The following is a 19251-nucleotide window of genomic DNA, read 5'->3' on the forward strand; positions in this document are numbered from 1 at the left end:
TTCCAGTGTATTTTCTAAATTTTTCAGCTTTTTGATGGCTTTCTCAGGATCTCATGCGGTGCTTCTATCTCATTTGCCAGCGTATGTTCTGTCAGCTCTGATAACAGTTTCAACTTCTTATTGAGCAGAGGCCGCATACAGTTCGGAACATGTTCCTGGTGTGCTCTGTGGATTGCCACACATTCCTTGCAGTTTCCGTGATAACGACAGGCTTTCTGGCAGGAACAGTGATCCTTCTCCTTGTATTCTTCACGAAATTCTGCCGCGAATTCCTCCTGCAGACGCAGACCCTCTGCACGGTTTCCTTTATGAAACTCAGCCATTGCGTCTAATTCCTTCTGATTTCCTTCAATCTTCATATGTTGAATTTCCTTTCCCAGCCTTCATTACGGATTTTCTGCTTTACTTAAGATCTCTTTTTGCGTTCTCTGCTCTTATTCTTAATTTTTAATCCTGTTTATATTTCACAGCAGTTCCATATGCAATCACTTCTGCTGCCCCTGACATTACCTGGGAGGAGCCATATTTCACACCGATCACAGCATCCGCATTCATCTCTTTGGCTTCATCCACCATACGCTTGGTGGCAATCTGTCTTGCCTCATTGAGCATTTCCGTATAGCCAGTGATTTCTCCGCCTACCAGAGTCTTCATCCCTGCCATGAAATCTTTTCCTACATTTTTTGTCTGTACAACTGTTCCCTTTACAATTCCCAGTGCCTCAAACTCTACACCCGGAATGTATTCAATACTTAGAAGCTTCATCCTCTTCTCCTCCTTCAATCTCTTTCATGCGTCCTGCAAGTGCTGCCAGAATTCCTCCGATAATCACAACCGGTATGGCGATCAGAAATATCAGCAGTCCGGTCGGTATGGGATCTTGTGTATTTGCCCACAGCATAAGCCCTATGGTAAATCCCATAAGCAAAATCATAACTACTGCTCCAATGATCGCTCCTGTCCTTCTTTTCTTACGGATATCTGTTTTCTTTATATCCATAAACCTTGCACCCTCTTTCTCCATCTGCTCGATTTCTTCCAGACAGTTCTCGGCATTCAAGGTATCCAGAGACTGATGTTCTGCAATCAGGCGCTCACACATTTCCTGCATTTTCACAAGACCCTCCCTGCGGCGTTCCAGTTCTCCCAGGTGCTGTTCCAGACAGACCTGCAGGCTTTTCCTCTTTTCAAAAAGAGCTCTCATCTCTTCTATGGAAATATCCATCTTCCGGAATAATTTGATTTCCTGAAGTCTGGCAATATCTGCCGTATGATATTCCCGGTATCCGTTCTCTGCACGCTCCACATTCAGGAGACCCTGTTCTTCATAAAAACGGATATTCTTTCTGGTGATGCCTACCAGCTCTTCCACCTGTTTGATCTTCATACTGCTACCTCTTGCTTTCCTGACAGCAGATATAGCTGATCCGCTGCTCTACTGCCCTGTCTGTGCTTCCTTTATACTGCTTCCACAAGGAGGAAGGTCAAGTATTTTTTGAAAAAAATCGAAAAAAAGTATAGCTTCCGGCAGGGGGAATCTTCTGTTTTACACATGATATTATGATATTGGAGATAATTGATTCTTATTTACTCTTTGAAGCTCCTGTACGGTCTGAACCTCTCATAATTGTGATCAGAGAGCTGAGCAGCAATAACATGGGATAAAACAATTTCGGCATGATCTGAAATGCAGAAATCTCACCACCCAGCTCGTTCACTGCTGAGATCGCAACCAGCATCTGTGCACCATATGGAATCACTCCCTGGAAAACACAGGAAAAAGTATCCAGTATGGAAGCTGTCTTTCTCGGTGTAATTCCATACTCCTCTGCCATTTCCTTTGCGATAGGGTTTGCCATTACGATCGCCACTGTATTATTGGCAGTGGCAATATCCATAGTTCCTACCAGAAGTCCCATTCCAAGCTGTCCGCCCTTTTTTCCGCGGAAAATTTTATGGATCCAGCCAAGAAGTGCATCGAATCCACCATACTCACGTATCAGCGCACACATGGCAGCTACCAGAATCGCCACCATACAGGTCTCAAACATTCCGGATACACCGGATCCCATATTTTTCAGGATCTCTACAGGTGTGGTATGTCCTCCGATCAGCATAATAAATGCTCCGGATACGATTCCTGTCAGCAATACCACAAACACATTGATCCCAACAATTCCTCCGATCAATACCAGCACATACGGTATTACCTGTGTCAGATGATAGGGCTGGATCACACGGCCCTGGATTTCTGTCTGAAATGACAAAATCAGAATTAAAATCAGTGTAGCAACGGCTGCCGGAAGAGCGATCCAGAAGTTTTCCCTGAATTTGTCTTTCATCTCACATCCCTGACCATTACATGCGGCAATCGTCGTATCTGAAATAAAAGAAAGATTGTCCCCAAACATGGCTCCTCCCATAACAGAAGCCACACAAAATGCCAGATCAAATCCTGATGCTGTGGAAACTGCTGCTGCGATGGGTGTCAGAAGGGTAATGGTTCCCACAGAGGTTCCCATAGCCACAGACACAAAACAGGCAACTATAAACAGCACCGATACTGAAAATCTGGCAGGTATCAGACTCAGCATACAATATGCAACACTCTCAGCACTGCTTCTTCCCACAACCCCAACAAAGGAACCTGCTGCAAGGAAGATTAAAAGCATAGTGATGATATTTTTGTCCCCAACTCCCTGTGCCATGATCTCCAGTTTCTTATCAAAATCCAGCGATCTGTTCTGCAGACAGGCAACCAGGATTGCAACAAGAAATGCTACTACAATAGGCACATTATAAAATCCCATGGGGATTTCCATCACATACTCAAACAAAATGCCCAGTCCAAGGTATAATACAAGAAATACACCAATGGGAAGCAGGGCAATTCCTTTTCCTTTTTTCATCTTTCATCCTCTTTCTACCATAATCTCTTTATGGTTATATAATCACCCTGCTATTTTAGCATACCCACAGCTTTCCTGCCATAATATTTCTCACAGCTTTGGCTGATAGCGCATATCCGATACATTGTAAACCGTCACAAAGGCCTTTGGATCTTCATGATTGATGTAAGCCATCAGCTTCTGATATTCTGTTTTGTCTACGATCGTGATGATCTCATTGCGTTTCTTCATATTATAGGCACCTGTCGCTTCATAGATCGTCGCTCCGCTGTGCAGATCTTCAATAATGAATTTACGCAGCTCTTCCTCTTTCTGAGTGATGACACAGACACGCCTCTTAATATTATGGTCAAAGATAAAGTGATCCAGAACCATTCCATTAAAGTATGTTCCCAGAATACTCAGCACCACTGTCTTCTTATCATATACCATCGCTGCGGAAAGAGCCACACACATACCGGAAAGAGACATTGCTTTTCCCAGTTCCATGTGAAGATATTTGTTCATAATCTTTGCCACAATATCCAGACCACCGGAGGATGCATTTCTGTTAAAAAGAATGCTCAGTCCTACGCTGACTACCAGAATATAGCACAGCACATCCAGCTCCTGACTGTTGGTCATGGAGCCAAAATCCGGAAATACTTTCTCAAATAATCCGAGAAATAAAGGCAAAACAATGCTGGTGTAAACCGTTTTTACGCCAAACTCGCGTCCGCAGGTGATAAAGCCAATGATCAGAAGTACCACATTCAAAATCATGGTAATTGCAGACAACGGCAATGGTACAAAGTTTGATAACACGATACCAAGACCGGAGATACTGCTTACAGAGGTATGGCTCGGCACCAGAAAGAAATAAACTGCTGCCGCAATGATCGCTACCGCACCTGTCAGAATCAGCACTTCCTTTATGATATCTGCATAATTTAGTTGTTTTTTCATAGTTAAGTTTCCTGTCTTTCTTTCCATATTCTTGTTCTATTGTAACATATGGGAAGAGAATGTCCATCAGCAATTACAAAAAGAGGCTGCCTTCCATGACAACCCCTTTGTAAATCCTTATAACCTATAGGACTGCTATAAAATTCGCTTTCATATTTTAGATCGTGTTTGAAAAACACTCTAAGATTTTATCCTAACGGCTCTGTATGTTCTTCAGATAAATAAGCTTTCTGTTCTTCCTCCGAAGCTTCCCAGATTGTGGTTGTAGTTCCATCTTTATCTACATACATTTCCTTTATCTCATCTTTCTTCAGACTGCTGTGAATATGATCAAATGGATAAAAAATACTATCTACATATTTCTCCCATAAACTCTGTTCAAAATGGATAGTTCCTACGCCTGTTTCTGTGTCTAAAGATGTATTCCAGTGGTAATTTCCTCTTATATTCGTTTTATATGTTACTTCATCTTCATTATCCTCAACAATAGTGATTCCGGCATCTTTGTAGTTGATATATGTAATATGTTTGTTCATAAAAGTGAATACTGCCACAAAGCAAATTACGGTTGCTGCAATTGAAACCAGAATTGTTTTTATCTTTCTTTTCTTTAAAAATTTGCTGAAATTCTTCAGATCATTTGCTCCATTTCTGCTTTCTTTTGTCTGTGCAGAGAGCTTCATGTCATTTTCAAGATCTGCCTTTGTCTCATGATATACTCGTTGGCAGATTTCGCAGTTTTGCAGATGTTCTTCTACCAGTTCTTTTGTGTCATCGCTCACTGTATCATCAATATACAATGGGAGAATATCCTGGATCACATTACAATTTATTTTTCCCATATCATTTTTCCTCCTGACTTATCTGTGCTCTTATCATCTGTCGCGCACGGTGGTAAGTTACCCTCGCCCATCCGGCACTTTTCTGATAGCATTTTCCGATCTGCTCAAAGGAGAGCTCACCGTATATCCGCAGATGAAATACTTCCCTGTAGGGTTCCGGTATCAGTTCTGCATAGCGTTTGAGATTCCGAACAGTCTCATCCTGCACGATCTGATCCAGTACGGCCGGCGATGTATCCTGCATGGAATCCTGCATTATTTCTGAAAATTCTTCGCCCACATAGATTTTATTTCGTCTGCAATAGCGGAAATATGTATTCTTGGCAATTACAAATAGCCATGCGCGGATATCCTTCCGGCCGTCAAATTTCTCAATATTATTCATTGCCTTCAGGAATGTTTCCTGGGTGATTTCCTCTGCCAGACTTTCATTTTCGGAAAGTGCCCGGATATAGAGAAAGACATCATGGAAATACTTCCGGTAAATTGTTTCGATTTCTGATTTCTCCATTCCTGCTCCTTGTGTTTTTTATTATCCAACTGCATCTTTCGGGATTTTTAATGGCCCGGTCTGGCCGATCGTGGTGCCATCCTTATCCAGAATATAACCATCTTTATCCTGATATGACCCTGCCGGCGGTGTCCACATAGATCCATCTGACGACCTGATCTGTCTTCTTCCATTGAATGTCTGAACACGGTTCTGATTTTGTTGCATCTGCATTGAATATGCACGGCTGCTCACCTGAGTATCACTGTCTGTATCAGATGCACAACCTGATAAACCAACCATAACTGTCAGAATGAATATTCCAAAATATCGTTTCATGATGATCCTCCTGTCTGCTGTATCATTATTTTATCTGATGTCTTTCTATATAATTAAGTCACAGACAGAAGAAACGTTACAGGAAAATTTATATTTTGATATTTTAACCGAAGCAAGTAAGTTTCTTTTTACACTACCTATTTGACTTTATAATGCAATATTCCTTTGGTCAGAGACACTGCCAACACACCCACAGCTATTACAGCTACAACGTACCAGATACTGTATATATCATTCAGATTCACCTGCATAATGAGAAACATCGGCATCGAGTCCACCAAAATCCATACAAATCCACCAAAAAAAATCCGTACAAGCAATGGAATTGCCCAACATATTGCAGTTGCAACTACAGCTCCAAACATACTGTCCTGATATGCTGAAGTGCACAATGTAATGGCATTTAATGATAAAAATGCCAACATCCCCAATATCAAAAGCACTGACAAATAACTGAAAAATGGAACTTTATCCACTGTCTTCCACATACTTCCCGAAATGACTACTCCTGTCAGATTGTATCCCCCCTTTAAGTCATACACGATTTTGCATAATCCCCATGCACTTCCTGTAATTCCTGCATATAACAGAACTGTTATCGTAAAAGAAGCCAGAACTTTGGCTGAAGTATCCTTCCTTTTCCCCTCCACTGTTGTAAAGATTAATGGTAGCATCTTTGTCTGACTTTCCTCTGCAAAAATACCTGAAATCACACAGATGATCATAATACTTCCCAGAATCAGTCCAAACTGTAGCAGTTCTCCGAAAACTTTCCAGCCTGTGGTATATTCCAGTGTTGGTTTGAGCTTCCACATTGACAATATCTCATTTTTCATCTGTTTCTTATCGTTTTTTTCTGATTTGCTGTCTATATTTTCATTGTATTCTTTATAGGCTTTCCATAAATCAGTGTCCTTAAGCCTATATCGCTCTGTAGGTTTTACTCCATTCTCCCAACTTCCATTTGTAAAAAATCTTGTTACAAAATCATTCAGATAATTACCGTTCTTCCAGCCAGGCATATTTTCATTTAATTCCGAAGGAAGTCCATATTTATCTACAATCTGATTGATTTTTTCATCTGTGACAGTACCCGCATACTCTTCTGTAATTTTTTTATTCATCTGTACTGCTTCATATCCTGAATAGCTCCGACCATCTATTACACATCTCTCATCTCCCACTTCCGCAAACCAGAAATACACAAACATCAATCCCAAGATTGCTAATATTCCTATCCAGAAAATCTTCCTGTGAAAAATTTTATAAAGTTCCATCTTATACAACTGCATTCTCATCTCTTCTGCTCCTTATTCTGTTAATATCCTGTGTTTGATAAAGATATGCATCCTCCAGTGTTTCCTCTGCAAGTTCAGCAGCGGGAAATGGGCATTTTTCTGAAATAATCCTCAGTTCTGCCTGGTTTTCCTCACTGCCGTTTCTCAGGTTACTTACTATATACTGGTTACAAAGTTTTTGTGCCACATCAGTCGAAACATTACATTTCCAGACATATCCCTTTACACTTGCAGTAATCCCCTGTTCTGTTCCACTACAGATCAGTTCGCCATCCTTCATAATTAAAATCTGATCAGCGATGTATTCAATATCGGATACAATATGTGTCGAAAGTAATACTGTTTTTTCTTTTCCCAATGAACTGATAATATTTCTAAATTTTACCCTTTCTTTCGGATCCAATCCTGCAGTCGGTTCATCCAGAACCAGAATTTCCGGATTATTGAGTAATGCCTGGGCTATTCCTACTCTCCGAAGCATTCCCCCTGAAAAAGTTCTAAGCTTTTTCTTTTTATCTTTCTGAAGTTCTACCAGTTCCAGCAGTTCCTGAATCTTCTGCTCGGAACACTCCGCTGACATAGCTTTCAATGCAGCTATGTATCTCAGGAATCTTTCTGCTGTAAAATTGTCATAATATCCCAGTTCCTGTGGCAGATATCCCAGAAGTCTGCGATATTCTGCTCCCATCTGAGCAATTTCCATTCCATCATAATAAATATTTCCTGTGGTTGGCTGCAAAACTCCACAGATCAGACGCATCAGAGTTGTTTTTCCCGCCCCGTTTTCTCCGAGCAGACCATAAACTCCATGTTTAAATGTATAACTTACCTGTTTCACCGCTGTTTTGTCTTTATATTTTTTCTGAACCTCGTATAACTTTAATTCATGCATATTATGCCTCCTCAAACACCATTTCTCCTGCCGAGAACAATCTTTTTACCTGCACAAATGTTAATCCTCCTGCCACTGCACACACACCTGCCCATATACTGATTGAAGCAGAAAATAATGCGCCGGAAATGTTTGATACCACTATATAGACACCTGAACAGATAAGAATTCCTGCTGCCATTGCCACTGATGCTTTTTCTCCTGTCTTAAAAAGTAAAATCCCGAAATCTAATGAACCTGATACGAGATATGCTGTCAAAATATATATCACTGTCTGCAAATTTGATACTTCCCATGTATTTCCTGAATATAATGCCAATAACATAATAACTGTAAAATTAACGCTTCCGATAACCATCAGCCCTGCTGCCGCACACATTCTGGTATCAAAATAACAGGTTGCTCCCAACTCTGCCATTTTTCCAAAATATAACTTGTTAATCCCCCAGACAGAAAGCGTGCTCAAACAACCAGAAATTATCATACTTACCATTATCGCATCATTTTTCCCTGTTCCTGCATACTGCAAAAATACCATCAGCGCAAAACCTGCAAAAACTGCCATAATATACACAATTACATATGTTTTATCTATAAGTCTGAATTGCTGCCACAAAATATCCCTCAATGAAATCTCTGTTCTTTTTCTCTGCTTTTTATTTTCATTTTTGTCGATCTCATTTTGAAGATATTCATACATTTTTAATATCCGCTTCTGTTCCGGACAAACCTGTATTTCCGCTTTTTGAAAAAGCCGTCTGATATCTTTATCCTGCATTCTCATTGATCTCCTTCCTTTATCATATTTTTCATCTGCTGAATTCCAATACGATATCTCGACTTTGCAGTAGAGAGACTACAATTCATCATCTTTGCAATATCTTTAAATTTCAATTCCTCATATGCACGCAAAATGATTACCTCCCTTACCTCCTGGGAAAGTCTGTTCAGTAGTCCTTTCAGATAAAGATAATCTTCCATTTCTTTCATTTTATCTGTTCCGCAAATATCCGGATATTGCTGAATATTTTTCGTGTTTTCACTTATTTTAAGGATTCCGTTTTCATTCTCAGCTTCATAACTGCGGAGATTTTTTCCTGTCTCTTTTTTTCTCTGCTGATAATCAAAGCAGAGGTTTCTGGCAATGGTAAGAAGATATCCTTTCAGATTGTTTCTTTGATAAGATGTCCCATATTTCATAAACTTCAGGAAAGTTTCCTGCGTAATATCATAGGAATCTTCTTCGTTCTGTATCATGTAAAGACAGAAACGGAAAATGTCCGCATAATATTGTTTTATAATGTCAGATAATGCCTCTTTATCTCCGTCCCGTACTTTCTTCAGCAGCTTTCTGTCACTCATTATATATTCTCCTGTTGTAAAACGTCTTACATATTATATAACCATAAATGATGTAAAAAAGTTCACAAAACTTATTACGTTTATAAAATTTCTCATGGAAAAACTGCATTGAAAGAGTTCTTCTGCTTTATATTGCATAATTACATGTTTCTGATAAATTACCCGATATGGGTATAGAAGTTATAGATGTGTACAAATTTGCGGTAAAGAAAACCGCTTTTTGAAAAAAATATTGAAGTTTTACATGTTTCTTTCAAATTCTTCAAGAGAAGATACTTTCAGTGAGAGCAGGAACCATGACTGCAATTTGGAAATATCCATCTCTGACATAATTTTTTTAGTCAGACTATCCGGAACAGAAAATTTCGATTCTAAAGAATCTATAAGAAATTGAACTGCCATTTCCTGGCGTCCCTCTTGCTTCTCTTTACGCATCATTTCCTCTAACAGCATATATCTTTCCTCCATGCTACGATCCTGCTTAATTGTATCAATCGTATTCTGTAAATGTCTGACAAATGGATCCACAGTTGAAATTGTTTCTTTACGCCCAGTGTTTTTTACATAATCCAGAAACTGCATTAATTCCTCTGGAATACCATCCCTGTTTTTCCCATGTGCGTTAAGATAAACAGTTTTCACGCCATCACCGATGGATTTTCCGGTTTCTTCACAGACTGTGCCTGTTGAATAGCGATACAATCCCTCTCCAAAAGGATCGAAATCACAGATAAAAATCACATACGTATCTGGCAGACTCTCATATGAATCTCCTGTCAGTAATGCATCCATATCTATCTGATCATGGTAATAACGACTTCTTTTGGGAAGGAATTTCTGCAGTGTTACCTGCATTTCCACATTGAAACGTGTTCTGTCTGCATCTGCTGCGTAAACATCCAGACGAACACCATGGTATTCTGAGTGATATGCCATAGTCTTCTCCGTCTGGATATGTACTTCTGAAATAGGAATCCCCAGTGCCAGTTCCAGCACTCTGCGACAAATTTCCGGATCAGACATCACTGCTGCAAACATAAACGCATCCCGTATTGTCAGCTCTTTAAATTTTCTGGTTATCATCCCTCTGTCCTTTCTGAGCAGAAGAACTCTTTGGACTTAGTATAGCGCAAAAAAATAGATTCGGCAAGGAAAAGCTTTCGACAACAGGAAGGTTCTTAAATGCATTATTTACGAGGATTGCTATAGATTGATTATTCCATATTCTTAAAACAACAGCTCCATCTGATCCCCCACTTCAATTCTCGCAGTGACAAGTTCATCCGGTTCTTTCCCTCTTTTGTGTTCGGCTTTCAGGTACTGGGTACCGCCTCTCAGACTTGCAGCGATCAGATTCAGCACATATATATTGTCAAAACGATTATAGATGGACTCTCCGCCCAGACCGGTAAGGCAGATAAGCTGTGTGTTGCTCTTTTTTGCCATATCCATCAACGGGGTCAGCAGATGGGAGGCATTGGTCTGTACGAACAGGTTGTCCATGATCAGAACCTTTCCCTCATTTTTATCTGCAAAAATGTCCGTATCATCCCGTCTCATATAATACATCGGTACGTTTTAAATATACACGGAACCATTTCCAGTCATGCCCGTCGTACAGTTTCAGATATGCTTCATCTTTTCCTTCTGCTCCTTCGCGGTACATCACATCCCGGTAAAAGACCGGCATGGCATGGTTCCTGCAGGTAAGTTTCGGCCTTCCGGACAGCACTCCGGTCTCTTTCCACTTCCCCAGCCGGGTCTCATACGAAGATACACTTCCAAGCGCATGCTGGATCGCGGACCTGCGGAGGTAAGACGGCATCTTCCTCAATTCTTCCCAGACCTGTGCGTAGATCTCTGTCAGGTAACCGACTGCCTGACGATAGATCTCCATTGTCTGACGGATCGGGATATTCTGTTTTCGTATCTCCACACCATAGCTGGATACTGTCCGCATCTTCTTCCACCTTTCCCGCAAAAACAAACGTTTCTGGAATGATTCCTGTACTCAGGGCTTTCTCTTTTCTTTTTCCTTCTGGCCTTCGATATAGGCAGATACCTGCTCACGGCTCCGGTCACTGACTGTAACGGCACAATAAGACGGGTTCCACAAATGTCCTCCCCACAGTTCTTTTTTCAGCTCCGGATGTAAAAGGAACATCTGACGTGCAAGATTCCCTTTCATGATCTTGATCATATCTGAAATATAAAACTGCGGCCGACAACCCACAAGCATGTGGATATGATCCGGCATGACTTCCATTGCCAGGATCTGAAACCGATACTCTTCTGCCAGATCCTGCAACATCTTTTTGCATTCCAGGTCGATCCCGTCTTTTAATACTTTCTTCCTGTATTTCGTACACCAGACCAGATGATACTGCAGAGAATATACATATCCTCTACCATATGAAAGCTGATTTTTATTTATATTAAATATATCTTTTTCCATGTCTATATTATACCATATGCATTTCTTTAAGCAAACATTTGTTCTGGATATTTTTTATAAAAATTGTGCGTCTAACTCATCACTGAAGTAACGAGAATGCGACGCGCAGATATTCAAGAAATCACTCTCAAATTTTCCATATATTATTTTATTTCTCTCCATTTCAAATATATCAAAATGACTATATACTTATTTTACTCGATAATCACTTTTAATAAAAAGGAGGACAAAAAGTATGACAACAAAAACAAAAAAACTGGCAGCATTACTCATGAGCGGAATCATGACACTTTCCATTGCCCCAGTTGTACATGCCGACGATAAGGTAGAGCTTACCGGTATGGTACAGCAATCCAGGTGGTACTCAGGATTACAGAGCATGGTTGAGAAACTGGAGAAAGAGGAAAATATTTCTATCGAATTTGAAGTTGTTCCAGATGACCAGTATGATAACCTGATGAAAATGAGATTAAATTCTCATGAAGCTCCAGACCTGATTGCTTATCAGTTTGCAGATTTATTTGCCGCTGTAGATCCTGAAGAATTTTTTGTTCCATTAGATGATGAAAGCTGGGCTTCCAAAGTAAAAGCTCCCGAACTGACAGAATATAATGGAAAACATTACGGTTATTGTTTCGAAGCATCCAACGGTTTTCAGGGACTTATTTACAACAAAGATGTTTTTGAAGCAAATGGAATAACAGAACTTCCAAAAACCTTAGATGAATTTTATGCTGTCTGCGACAAATTAAAAGAAGCAGGAATTGTTCCTATTGCGATGCCATCAGATACCTGGGTTCCACAGATTTGGATGACCTCTGGTATGTCACGAGCACTTGGAAGTAAAGATGCTTGTGAAGATTTTGCAAATAAAATTTTAACAAATCAGGCAAAATTTAATGATTATCCAGAAATGGCTTCTGTAATTGACGAATACTTAGAATTGTTTAAAAGAGGATACGTGAATGATGATTATATGACAGTAAGCTATGATGAAATTCTGGGACGTCTGGCAAGCGGAGAAACTGCAATGATCTATGGTGCGACAGAAATTTTAACTTCCATTGAAGAATCTTACCCTGATGCCAATCTGACTATTTTTAATCCTCCAGTAGGCTATGATGATAAAGATGTCCTGGCATATCTTCCTACAGCAATGGGACTTGCTGTAAATAAAGATACTGAAAACCTTGATACTATTAAAAAAGTATTTGATCTGTGGAGTACTCCGGAATATGGAGATTTATATTTCCAGTCTCGTCCAGGCTTCCCAAATATTGAAGGAATTGACGGAAACGAAGGTGCAATGAATCCAGATATCCCTAAAATCTACAACGAATATATGGACGAAGGAAGAGTAGTCGCACAGATGAATCAGTACCTTGACACTCTCCAGCCACTGTTTGGAAATACAATTTGGGTTTACTATCTGGAAGCTCCATCTAAAGGAAATATGGATGGAAAAGCTGTTCTGGACCGTTTCCAGGAAGATGTAGATAAATTTATGACCGAAAAAGGAGCAGAAGGTTGGAAATAACACAATCTCTGAAGTCTGATTAACAATATTTATTCAAAAGAAAGGGACTGAGGCAGAGAGCTTTAGTTCCTTTCTGTTAAGGAGATCTAATATGCCCAAAAAAAAGAAATCAATTTATCCTTTATGGGTGCTTATTCCAGCGCTTTTGATATACACTGTTTTTTCCGTTGTTCCCATTGTGATCAGCTTGGTATGTTCTTTTACAGACTGGAATATGGGCCGATTATATACACCCGCATTTAATGGAGTTGCCAATTACATCGAACTTTTAAAAGATCCTGTTTTTTTGCGTTCTATTGGCAATACCTTTTTGTTTGCATTGGCAACTACCATCTTAAAAACAGTAGTCGGCTTTCTTCTTGCGCTTGTTATGGTAAAAAAAATACCCGGAAGAGGAATTATGCGAACCATCTATTATGCTCCCTGTGTAATTAGTATCACGGTTGTCGGAGTGTTATTTAAATCTATTTTAGCAAATAAAGGATTACTCAATAATATCCTTCAAATGATAGGATTAAGCAACTTAACTCATGATTGGCTTGGAAGTTATGGCACTGCTATTGGAAGTGTAATTTTGGTAGAGACATGGATGTGGGCAGGATTCAATATGTTCATTTTCATTTCCGGTCTGCAGGCAATTCCTGAGGATTACTATGAAAGTGCTACCTTAGATGGTGCCTCTGCTTTTGCAAAGCTAAAAAACATCACGCTTCCTTTAATTGTTCCGTCAATGACCGTTGTTGTGACACTAAGTATTGCTGGTGGTTTAAAAGTATTTGATATTATTTATGTACTCACAAATGGAGGTCCAGGTTTTGACACACAGGTTCTGGCAACTTATACCTATCAATCCTTCAGTCTCGGATTTCTTGGGGAATCATCAGCCGGAAGTGTCATTCTGGCAGTTATTGTAGTAATCATATCGTTTACTATGAATCGTTATTTTACGAAACGAGAGGTAGAAATGTGAAGAAAAAACGCGCAGGAAAATGTATTCTTTTTTTATTCATGGTTGCTTTGGCATTGTTATACGTAATACCATTTTTTATGATGGGATTGGGTTCTTTCAAAACCCAGGCAGAAGCAGCAAGATTTGACCTTGCCTTGCCATCAAAATGGCTTTTCTCCAACTATACTCATGTATTGGAATCTGGAAAAATATGGCTGGGATATCTTAACAGTATTATTATTACTATTCCCGTAACGGTGATTTCCGTTTTTTTGGGAGCAATAGCCGGCATTGTCATTTCCAGACGAAATGACAAATTATCGCAGGGAATTTATTATTATTTTATCTTTGGTCTTACATTGACCTTACAGATTGCATCTATTTTCTTTTTGTTGCAATATTTACATATATATGGTACTTTTTTCTCTGTAATCTGTATCTTTATTTCATTACGGATTCCTTTTACTGTTATGACATTCTGTAGCTTTGTAAAGGGAGTACCACGAGAGATTGATGAAGCATCCATAATGGACGGTTGTAATTTTTGGCAAATGACTATTAAGATATTATTTCCAATTTTAAAGCCAATCATGGTAACTAACGTTGTAATTACCGCTATTGATGTATGGAACAATTTTATGATTCCGTTATTCTATTTGGGATCTGCAAAAAAATCAACTATCTCCATGGTAATTTACAGCTTTTTTGGACGCTACAACAGAGACTGGCAATATGTGTTTGCTGCATTGATGCTGGTCGTATTGCCAATGTTAATCTTTTTTATAATTCTTCAAAAACATATTATTGCCGGTATGACAGCCGGTGCTGTGAAAGGATAAGGTGAAAACAGATGAAAGCAAATTATATGGTTATTGGATATGGTTGGAGAGCTGATTTTTATTACCGGATTGCAAAACTTTTACCAGAACAGTTTTCAATATGTGCCGGTGTATTACGTACAGAGGCTCGTGCAAAAGAAGTTGCATCAAAGGAACATATTTTTACTACCGTTGATTTAGACGAAGCACTTTCTCAAAAGCCAGATTTTGCAGTCCTCTGCGTTCCACGGGAAATTGCAAAGGATTATCTCGTACAATTAATGGAAAAAGGAATTCCTGTACTCTGCGAAACACCTCCTGGAAAAAATGTCGCAGAATTAAATGAATTATGGACATTGTCCCAAAAATATAATGGTCGTGTACAAATCGTAGAACAATATTTCCTCCAGCCTTATTACGCAAGTATATTAGATATTATCAAGCAGGGTTATTTAGGCACAACCTCCAGCGTTATGTTATCTGCACTTCACGGATATCATGCAGTTAGCATATTCCGAAAATTTCTCGGTATTAAATACGAAAATTGTATCATTCAGGGAAAAAAATTCTGGTCAGAAGTAACTGCTACCAATGGTCGAAATGGTTTTGATGAAAGTGGAACCATTATTCAGGAAGACAGAGACTGGGCTTTTATGCAATTTGAAAATGGAAAAAACGCCTTTTTAGATTTTGAAGGTGAACAGTATTTTTCACAAATTCGTACACGACGTTGGAATGTTCGTGGTGTTCGAGGTGAAATTAATGACAATACTGTAAGATTTCTAAATGCCTCCAATCAACCAATAGAACAATCTCTCCAAAGAGTAGACGTAGGCATAAATAATAATAGCGAATGGGCACACAAGGGAATTCTATTTTTAGATAAACAAGTTTATCAAAATCCTTTTTATCCCGCAAGAATGAACGATGATGAAATTGCCGTAGCGTCTTGCCTTGCATGTATGAAAAACTTCACAGAAAACGGAACAGAATTTTATTCATTACGCGAAGCACTTCAGGATACTTATTTATCTTTTATGCTTGAGCAGGCAATTGAAAGCGAAAAAACAGTAAAAACAGAAACACAGCCCTGGGGCTTTTAAGAATCACGAGGGGTGAGGACTTGAAGAAATATCAATTTCAAAAGAGAATTTTATTGCGCAGCATTTTCATTATGCTAATACTATTTATCATACTAACTATGGTATTTTCCAGTTATGTCATCAAAACCAGCACAGCAGAATTCGAAGAACAAATTGATGTTCAACTTCGAGGAATCACCACTCAAATTGATAATACACTTCGGCTTGCCGATGATATTGCTCTGCAAATTGCTGCAAATTATCAAATTATTGATGCATTCAGCGGACTTCAGGAATATCACGATGAAAAAAACTATTTTGTTGAAAATACAGATGTTGATTATACTATAAAACAACATCTGGTTTCTTATATGCTAAAGCAAAATATTCTAAAACGTATCAGTTTATTTAATTCCAATCAGGATATCACTTATGTAGGAAAAGCTGTGGATTTTGGATATTTGAAAAAAGATTGTCCGAACCCTGATATTTTTACAGATACACAATCTTATTTCGTAGATCAAAAAGGAAAAGGCAGTTTATTCCGAGTCGATTCTTCTGATCCTTACATGCGAGAAATATCACCAACAATTTCCGTACTGCGTGAAATTAAAAACTATCAGTTAATACCTTCCGAATGTCTTGGATATGCACAGGTTCAAATTCAGATTGATAGTTTCGCACGTCTTGGAAAACTCCTTGGAAAAGAAACGGAATGTTTTGTTTTAGATCAGAAAAATGACCATGTGCTATATTCCTTTCAAAGTAATCGCAAAGAATCAGAAATAAAAACACTTCTGAGACAAACTAACAATTTGCAAGGAGGATTGTACTGTAAACTCTGGGACTCTGAAAAATATGGAATAAAAGTTCTGATTGTATCAAAAAACACAGGCCTGATTCATAGTCTTATGTCTACTTTTACCTGGGGAATCTTTCTACTTTTTTCTTTAATTACTATCATGATTTTAGCACAAAAAATTATTATCCAGAGGACAACTGAGCCCATTGTTCAGATGTGTGAAATGTTAACCGGATTACAGGTTGATAAGAATTTACAGGAAATACCTCTTGTGATCTGTGATGAAACAGATGAATTAAGGCAGTTAAATAATGCATTTAACGAATTGATAAAAAATTTAAAACTGTCCATGGAAAAAGAAATGGCCAGCAAAGTAAACGAAATACAGTGCCAGATGTATGCATTACAAACGCAGATGAACCCTCACTTTATTCATAACATCCTGACAATTATTTCAGCAATGTCCAGTACTTCCGAGTGTGAAAAGATACCGGAAATCTGCGATAAACTTTCAAGTATGATCAGATATAATATCAGTTCTTCCGAAGATTTTGGAAATTTAGATGGTGAGATTTTACATGCTGAAAACTATCTTGAACTAATGAAAATACGATACGAAGATAAATTTCAATATTCAATGTCCTATGTAGGTGAAATTCAAAATTGTCATTTACCCAAATTTATCATTCAACCGCTTCTTGAAAATTGTTTTGCACATGGCTTTCGAAATAAAGAATTTCCCTGGCAAATTAATATTCAAATCTATTGCACCGAAGAATGTTGGGAAGTACAGATTCAGGATAATGGATGTGGAATCTCTCCGCAAGAACTGGAAAATTTAAAGTTAGAATTATTTAAGATGCGTAGTCGCGATGTAAGAATGCTTATGAAAGAGATGAAAATCGGCGGTTTGTCTATAAAAAATGTTTATATAAGATTGTATCTTACCTATGGAAATCATATGCTTTTTGATATACAAAGCAATCCTAACGGAACTTGCATTACAGTTGGAGGGAACTATGAAAATACGTGTAATGGTTGTGGAAGATGAGCCTCCAATTCAGAGGAGTATCTGTCAAAAGATAGAAGAAACCAATAAAAACTTTACTGTAGTAGCCGCCATCGACAATGGGAAAGATGCACTACAATATCTGAAAGAACATCCTGTTGATGTCATGTTTGTAGATATGAATCTTCCCATTGTAAGCGGTAAAGAATTACTGGACTTTTGTTCTAATGAAAAGCTATCGGTATTGCCTGTAGTTTTAAGTGGATATACAGATTTTGAATATGTAAAATGCGCAATAACTAACCATGCTATTGATTATTTATTAAAGCCCTTAAAGGTCCAGGAATTAAAACTGGTATTAGAAAAAATAGAAGAAAAAATCCAAAAACAGTACCTTAAAGAAAAGGTTCAAAATCTGACAGATGCGGTAAGAGGACTTGAAATGTTTCCAACAAAGGAAATACCTTCAGAAGTGAATTCCTCATACAGTATTTTACTGGTCTCTCTTGGCATGTGTCTCTATGAAAATGAAAGAAATTATCAGGAAATCTTTAAAAACATGGATCTGGAAAAAGCATTTTCACTTATTGTTCCTCCTGAAAACTTCTGGCTTGTAGATGGAAAAAACATTAATGAAAAATTAATCTTTATTCGCAAAGACAGTATTCCCGATATTAATCATTTGAATCAATTTTTTAGAAAAGTAAAATGTTCTGATATTATTGTTACGGTTGTATATTATAAAGAAACCGTAGAGCTTCCTGATATTTTTTCAACATATCATTTGTTACAAAAATACACCCGTGAACATATGATTTTTTTAAAAAATTCTGTTTTAATTTACAGTTCTGAAGAATTCAGACAAGATTTTTCTGATCTCAGAAATAAAATCGACTATCTGATACTTCAGTGTAAAAATACAAATATTGATAACATAATCGAATCTTTTGCTCAATTGCTTCACTTACTTACTATGCGTCCAATCATCCAAAAAGAAGCCTTGCGCAACATCAAATACTTTGTATCTGAAATATATAAATTATATCCTGGAAACAGAGAATTTTTTGAAGTTGAAGAAGATATCCAGTTTATTCTGGAGAATTATTATAGTGAAAAAGAACTACTTAAGGAGTTCAATTTCTTGTTAAAAGATATTTTTGGAATCGCAATGTATGACTCCGGAGACAAGAAAATAATTGCTTTAAAAATAAAAAACTACTTGGACGAAATGTTTCGGACTAATATTACCAACCAATTACTGGCAGCTCGTTTCGGATTTGTCCCATCGTACATAGTTAGTATTTTTAAGACCTATTATGGTTTAACCCCAATGGATTATCTGGTAAAAACAAGAATTGATGAGTCCAAGTTCCTTCTGACAAATAGTTCGTTAAAAATTAAAGAGGTTGCCAATGAAGTGGGATACGAAGATTCTCTCTACTTTTCAAAGGTTTTCAAAAAAATCACAGGTGTAAGTCCTAAAGAATATATCCGTTCAGAAAAAATTAATTCATAAAAATAT

The 19251-nt window shown here is 38.1% G+C and carries 22 protein-coding genes; 6 read left to right on the forward strand and 16 right to left on the reverse strand.

Annotated features, from left to right (window positions below; translation table 11 throughout):
* Nucleotides 1-23: 23 nt before the first annotated feature.
* The 16 genes from R8695_RS15240 to tnpA form a co-directional block, all read right to left on the reverse strand.
* The gene (locus R8695_RS15240) at nt 24-359 is read right to left on the reverse strand and encodes a hypothetical protein (protein WP_019163047.1); all 336 of its coding nucleotides are present in this window, start codon (nt 357-359) and stop codon (nt 24-26) included.
* An 88-nt stretch (nt 360-447) separates the two neighbouring features.
* Complete coding sequence (locus R8695_RS15245) at nt 448-765, reverse strand: YbjQ family protein (RefSeq protein ID WP_019163048.1); 318 nt, start codon at nt 763-765, stop codon at nt 448-450.
* The gene (locus R8695_RS15250; RefSeq protein WP_022381002.1) at nt 746-1387 is read right to left on the reverse strand and encodes a MerR family transcriptional regulator; all 642 of its coding nucleotides are present in this window, start codon (nt 1385-1387) and stop codon (nt 746-748) included. The genes R8695_RS15245 and R8695_RS15250 overlap by 20 nt, the downstream gene beginning before the upstream one ends.
* A gap of 196 nt (nt 1388-1583) precedes the next feature.
* Nucleotides 1584-2909, reverse strand: a complete 1326-nt coding sequence (locus R8695_RS15255; protein ID WP_154779523.1) for a Na+/H+ antiporter NhaC family protein — start codon at nt 2907-2909, stop codon at nt 1584-1586.
* 90 nt (nt 2910-2999) lie between these two features.
* Nucleotides 3000-3854, reverse strand: a complete 855-nt coding sequence (locus tag R8695_RS15260; protein WP_154779522.1) for a YitT family protein — start codon at nt 3852-3854, stop codon at nt 3000-3002.
* Nucleotides 3855-4042: 188 nt separating this feature from the next.
* On the reverse strand, nt 4043-4696 hold the full coding sequence (locus tag R8695_RS15265) for a zf-HC2 domain-containing protein (protein WP_154779521.1): 654 nt from the start codon (nt 4694-4696) through the stop codon (nt 4043-4045).
* Between the two features lies 1 nt (nt 4697).
* The gene (locus tag R8695_RS15270) at nt 4698-5207 is read right to left on the reverse strand and encodes an RNA polymerase sigma factor (protein ID WP_117674928.1); all 510 of its coding nucleotides are present in this window, start codon (nt 5205-5207) and stop codon (nt 4698-4700) included.
* Nucleotides 5208-5228: 21 nt separating this feature from the next.
* A complete protein-coding gene (locus tag R8695_RS15275) occupies nt 5229-5525 on the reverse strand; it encodes a hypothetical protein (protein WP_154779520.1) in 297 nt (98 codons plus the stop codon).
* A 137-nt stretch (nt 5526-5662) separates the two neighbouring features.
* Nucleotides 5663-6823 (reverse strand): ABC transporter permease, encoded by a 1161-nt coding sequence (locus tag R8695_RS15280; protein ID WP_154779519.1) that lies wholly within the window; start codon nt 6821-6823, stop codon nt 5663-5665.
* Nucleotides 6804-7715, reverse strand: coding sequence for an ABC transporter ATP-binding protein (locus R8695_RS15285; protein WP_154779518.1), 912 nt, complete (start codon nt 7713-7715; stop codon nt 6804-6806). The genes R8695_RS15280 and R8695_RS15285 overlap by 20 nt, the downstream gene beginning before the upstream one ends.
* Nucleotide 7716: 1 nt before the next feature.
* Complete coding sequence (locus R8695_RS15290) at nt 7717-8244, reverse strand: hypothetical protein (protein ID WP_317676167.1); 528 nt, start codon at nt 8242-8244, stop codon at nt 7717-7719.
* Between the two features lie 251 nt (nt 8245-8495).
* The gene (locus R8695_RS15295) at nt 8496-9077 is read right to left on the reverse strand and encodes an RNA polymerase sigma factor (protein WP_118509171.1); all 582 of its coding nucleotides are present in this window, start codon (nt 9075-9077) and stop codon (nt 8496-8498) included.
* 240 nt (nt 9078-9317) lie between these two features.
* Nucleotides 9318-10160, reverse strand: coding sequence for an Rpn family recombination-promoting nuclease/putative transposase (locus R8695_RS15300; RefSeq protein WP_118509170.1), 843 nt, complete (start codon nt 10158-10160; stop codon nt 9318-9320).
* Nucleotides 10161-10304: 144 nt separating this feature from the next.
* Nucleotides 10305-10637 carry a hypothetical protein gene (locus R8695_RS15305; protein WP_330584933.1) on the reverse strand — a complete coding sequence of 111 codons (333 nt, stop codon included), beginning with the start codon at nt 10635-10637 and terminating at the stop codon, nt 10305-10307.
* Nucleotides 10624-11037 carry a hypothetical protein gene (locus tag R8695_RS15310; RefSeq protein WP_243139429.1) on the reverse strand — a complete coding sequence of 138 codons (414 nt, stop codon included), beginning with the start codon at nt 11035-11037 and terminating at the stop codon, nt 10624-10626. The genes R8695_RS15305 and R8695_RS15310 overlap by 14 nt, the downstream gene beginning before the upstream one ends.
* A 51-nt stretch (nt 11038-11088) precedes the next feature.
* Nucleotides 11089-11532, reverse strand: a complete 444-nt coding sequence (gene tnpA / locus R8695_RS15315; RefSeq protein WP_154779516.1) for an IS200/IS605 family transposase — start codon at nt 11530-11532, stop codon at nt 11089-11091.
* Nucleotides 11533-11767: 235 nt separating this feature from the next.
* Here tnpA and R8695_RS15320 point away from each other — a divergent pair, with 235 nt between their 5' ends.
* The 6 genes from R8695_RS15320 (at nt 11768) to R8695_RS15345 (ending at nt 19245) form a co-directional block, all read left to right on the forward strand.
* Complete coding sequence (locus R8695_RS15320; RefSeq protein WP_154779515.1) at nt 11768-13069, forward strand: ABC transporter substrate-binding protein; 1302 nt, start codon at nt 11768-11770, stop codon at nt 13067-13069.
* 91 nt (nt 13070-13160) lie between these two features.
* Nucleotides 13161-14039, forward strand: a complete 879-nt coding sequence (locus R8695_RS15325) for a carbohydrate ABC transporter permease (RefSeq protein WP_025580160.1) — start codon at nt 13161-13163, stop codon at nt 14037-14039.
* Entirely contained in the window at nt 14036-14857 is an 822-nt protein-coding gene (locus R8695_RS15330) for a carbohydrate ABC transporter permease (protein WP_167829731.1), read from the forward strand. Before R8695_RS15325 ends, R8695_RS15330 begins: the two co-directional genes overlap by 4 nt.
* 11 nt (nt 14858-14868) lie before the next feature.
* Nucleotides 14869-15939 carry a Gfo/Idh/MocA family protein gene (locus R8695_RS15335; protein WP_118509167.1) on the forward strand — a complete coding sequence of 357 codons (1071 nt, stop codon included), beginning with the start codon at nt 14869-14871 and terminating at the stop codon, nt 15937-15939.
* A 20-nt stretch (nt 15940-15959) separates the two neighbouring features.
* Nucleotides 15960-17771, forward strand: coding sequence for a sensor histidine kinase (locus tag R8695_RS15340; RefSeq protein WP_154779514.1), 1812 nt, complete (start codon nt 15960-15962; stop codon nt 17769-17771).
* The gene (locus R8695_RS15345) at nt 17740-19245 is read left to right on the forward strand and encodes a response regulator transcription factor (RefSeq protein WP_167515434.1); all 1506 of its coding nucleotides are present in this window, start codon (nt 17740-17742) and stop codon (nt 19243-19245) included. Before R8695_RS15340 ends, R8695_RS15345 begins: the two co-directional genes overlap by 32 nt.
* Nucleotides 19246-19251 lie beyond the last annotated feature (6 nt).

Source organism: Blautia luti, assembly GCF_033096465.1.
Taxonomy (GTDB): Bacteria; Bacillota; Clostridia; order Lachnospirales; family Lachnospiraceae; genus Blautia_A; species Blautia_A luti.

Bases quoted from the DNA above. Each gene is read 5' to 3' on its own strand.
- R8695_RS15260 (WP_154779522.1), bottom strand. From the start codon at position 3,854: ATGAAAAAACAACTAAATTATGCAGATATCATAAAGGAAGTGCTGATT.
- R8695_RS15305 (WP_330584933.1), bottom strand. From the start codon at position 10,637: ATGAGACGGGATGATACGGACATTTTTGCAGATAAAAATGAGGGAAAG.
- R8695_RS15320 (WP_154779515.1), top strand. From the start codon at position 11,768: ATGACAACAAAAACAAAAAAACTGGCAGCATTACTCATGAGCGGAATC.
- R8695_RS15345 (WP_167515434.1), top strand. From the start codon at position 17,740: ATGAAAATACGTGTAATGGTTGTGGAAGATGAGCCTCCAATTCAGAGG.
- R8695_RS15295 (WP_118509171.1), bottom strand. From the start codon at position 9,077: ATGAGTGACAGAAAGCTGCTGAAGAAAGTACGGGACGGAGATAAAGAG.
- R8695_RS15300 (WP_118509170.1), bottom strand. From the start codon at position 10,160: ATGATAACCAGAAAATTTAAAGAGCTGACAATACGGGATGCGTTTATG.
- R8695_RS15240 (WP_019163047.1), bottom strand. From the start codon at position 359: ATGAAGATTGAAGGAAATCAGAAGGAATTAGACGCAATGGCTGAGTTT.
- R8695_RS15250 (WP_022381002.1), bottom strand. From the start codon at position 1,387: ATGAAGATCAAACAGGTGGAAGAGCTGGTAGGCATCACCAGAAAGAAT.
- R8695_RS15245 (WP_019163048.1), bottom strand. From the start codon at position 765: ATGAAGCTTCTAAGTATTGAATACATTCCGGGTGTAGAGTTTGAGGCA.
- R8695_RS15335 (WP_118509167.1), top strand. From the start codon at position 14,869: ATGAAAGCAAATTATATGGTTATTGGATATGGTTGGAGAGCTGATTTT.
- tnpA (WP_154779516.1), bottom strand. From the start codon at position 11,532: ATGGAAAAAGATATATTTAATATAAATAAAAATCAGCTTTCATATGGT.
- R8695_RS15275 (WP_154779520.1), bottom strand. From the start codon at position 5,525: ATGAAACGATATTTTGGAATATTCATTCTGACAGTTATGGTTGGTTTA.
- R8695_RS15280 (WP_154779519.1), bottom strand. From the start codon at position 6,823: ATGAGAATGCAGTTGTATAAGATGGAACTTTATAAAATTTTTCACAGG.
- R8695_RS15265 (WP_154779521.1), bottom strand. From the start codon at position 4,696: ATGGGAAAAATAAATTGTAATGTGATCCAGGATATTCTCCCATTGTAT.
- R8695_RS15270 (WP_117674928.1), bottom strand. From the start codon at position 5,207: ATGGAGAAATCAGAAATCGAAACAATTTACCGGAAGTATTTCCATGAT.
- R8695_RS15325 (WP_025580160.1), top strand. From the start codon at position 13,161: ATGCCCAAAAAAAAGAAATCAATTTATCCTTTATGGGTGCTTATTCCA.
- R8695_RS15255 (WP_154779523.1), bottom strand. From the start codon at position 2,909: ATGAAAAAAGGAAAAGGAATTGCCCTGCTTCCCATTGGTGTATTTCTT.
- R8695_RS15285 (WP_154779518.1), bottom strand. From the start codon at position 7,715: ATGCATGAATTAAAGTTATACGAGGTTCAGAAAAAATATAAAGACAAA.
- R8695_RS15310 (WP_243139429.1), bottom strand. From the start codon at position 11,037: ATGCGGACAGTATCCAGCTATGGTGTGGAGATACGAAAACAGAATATC.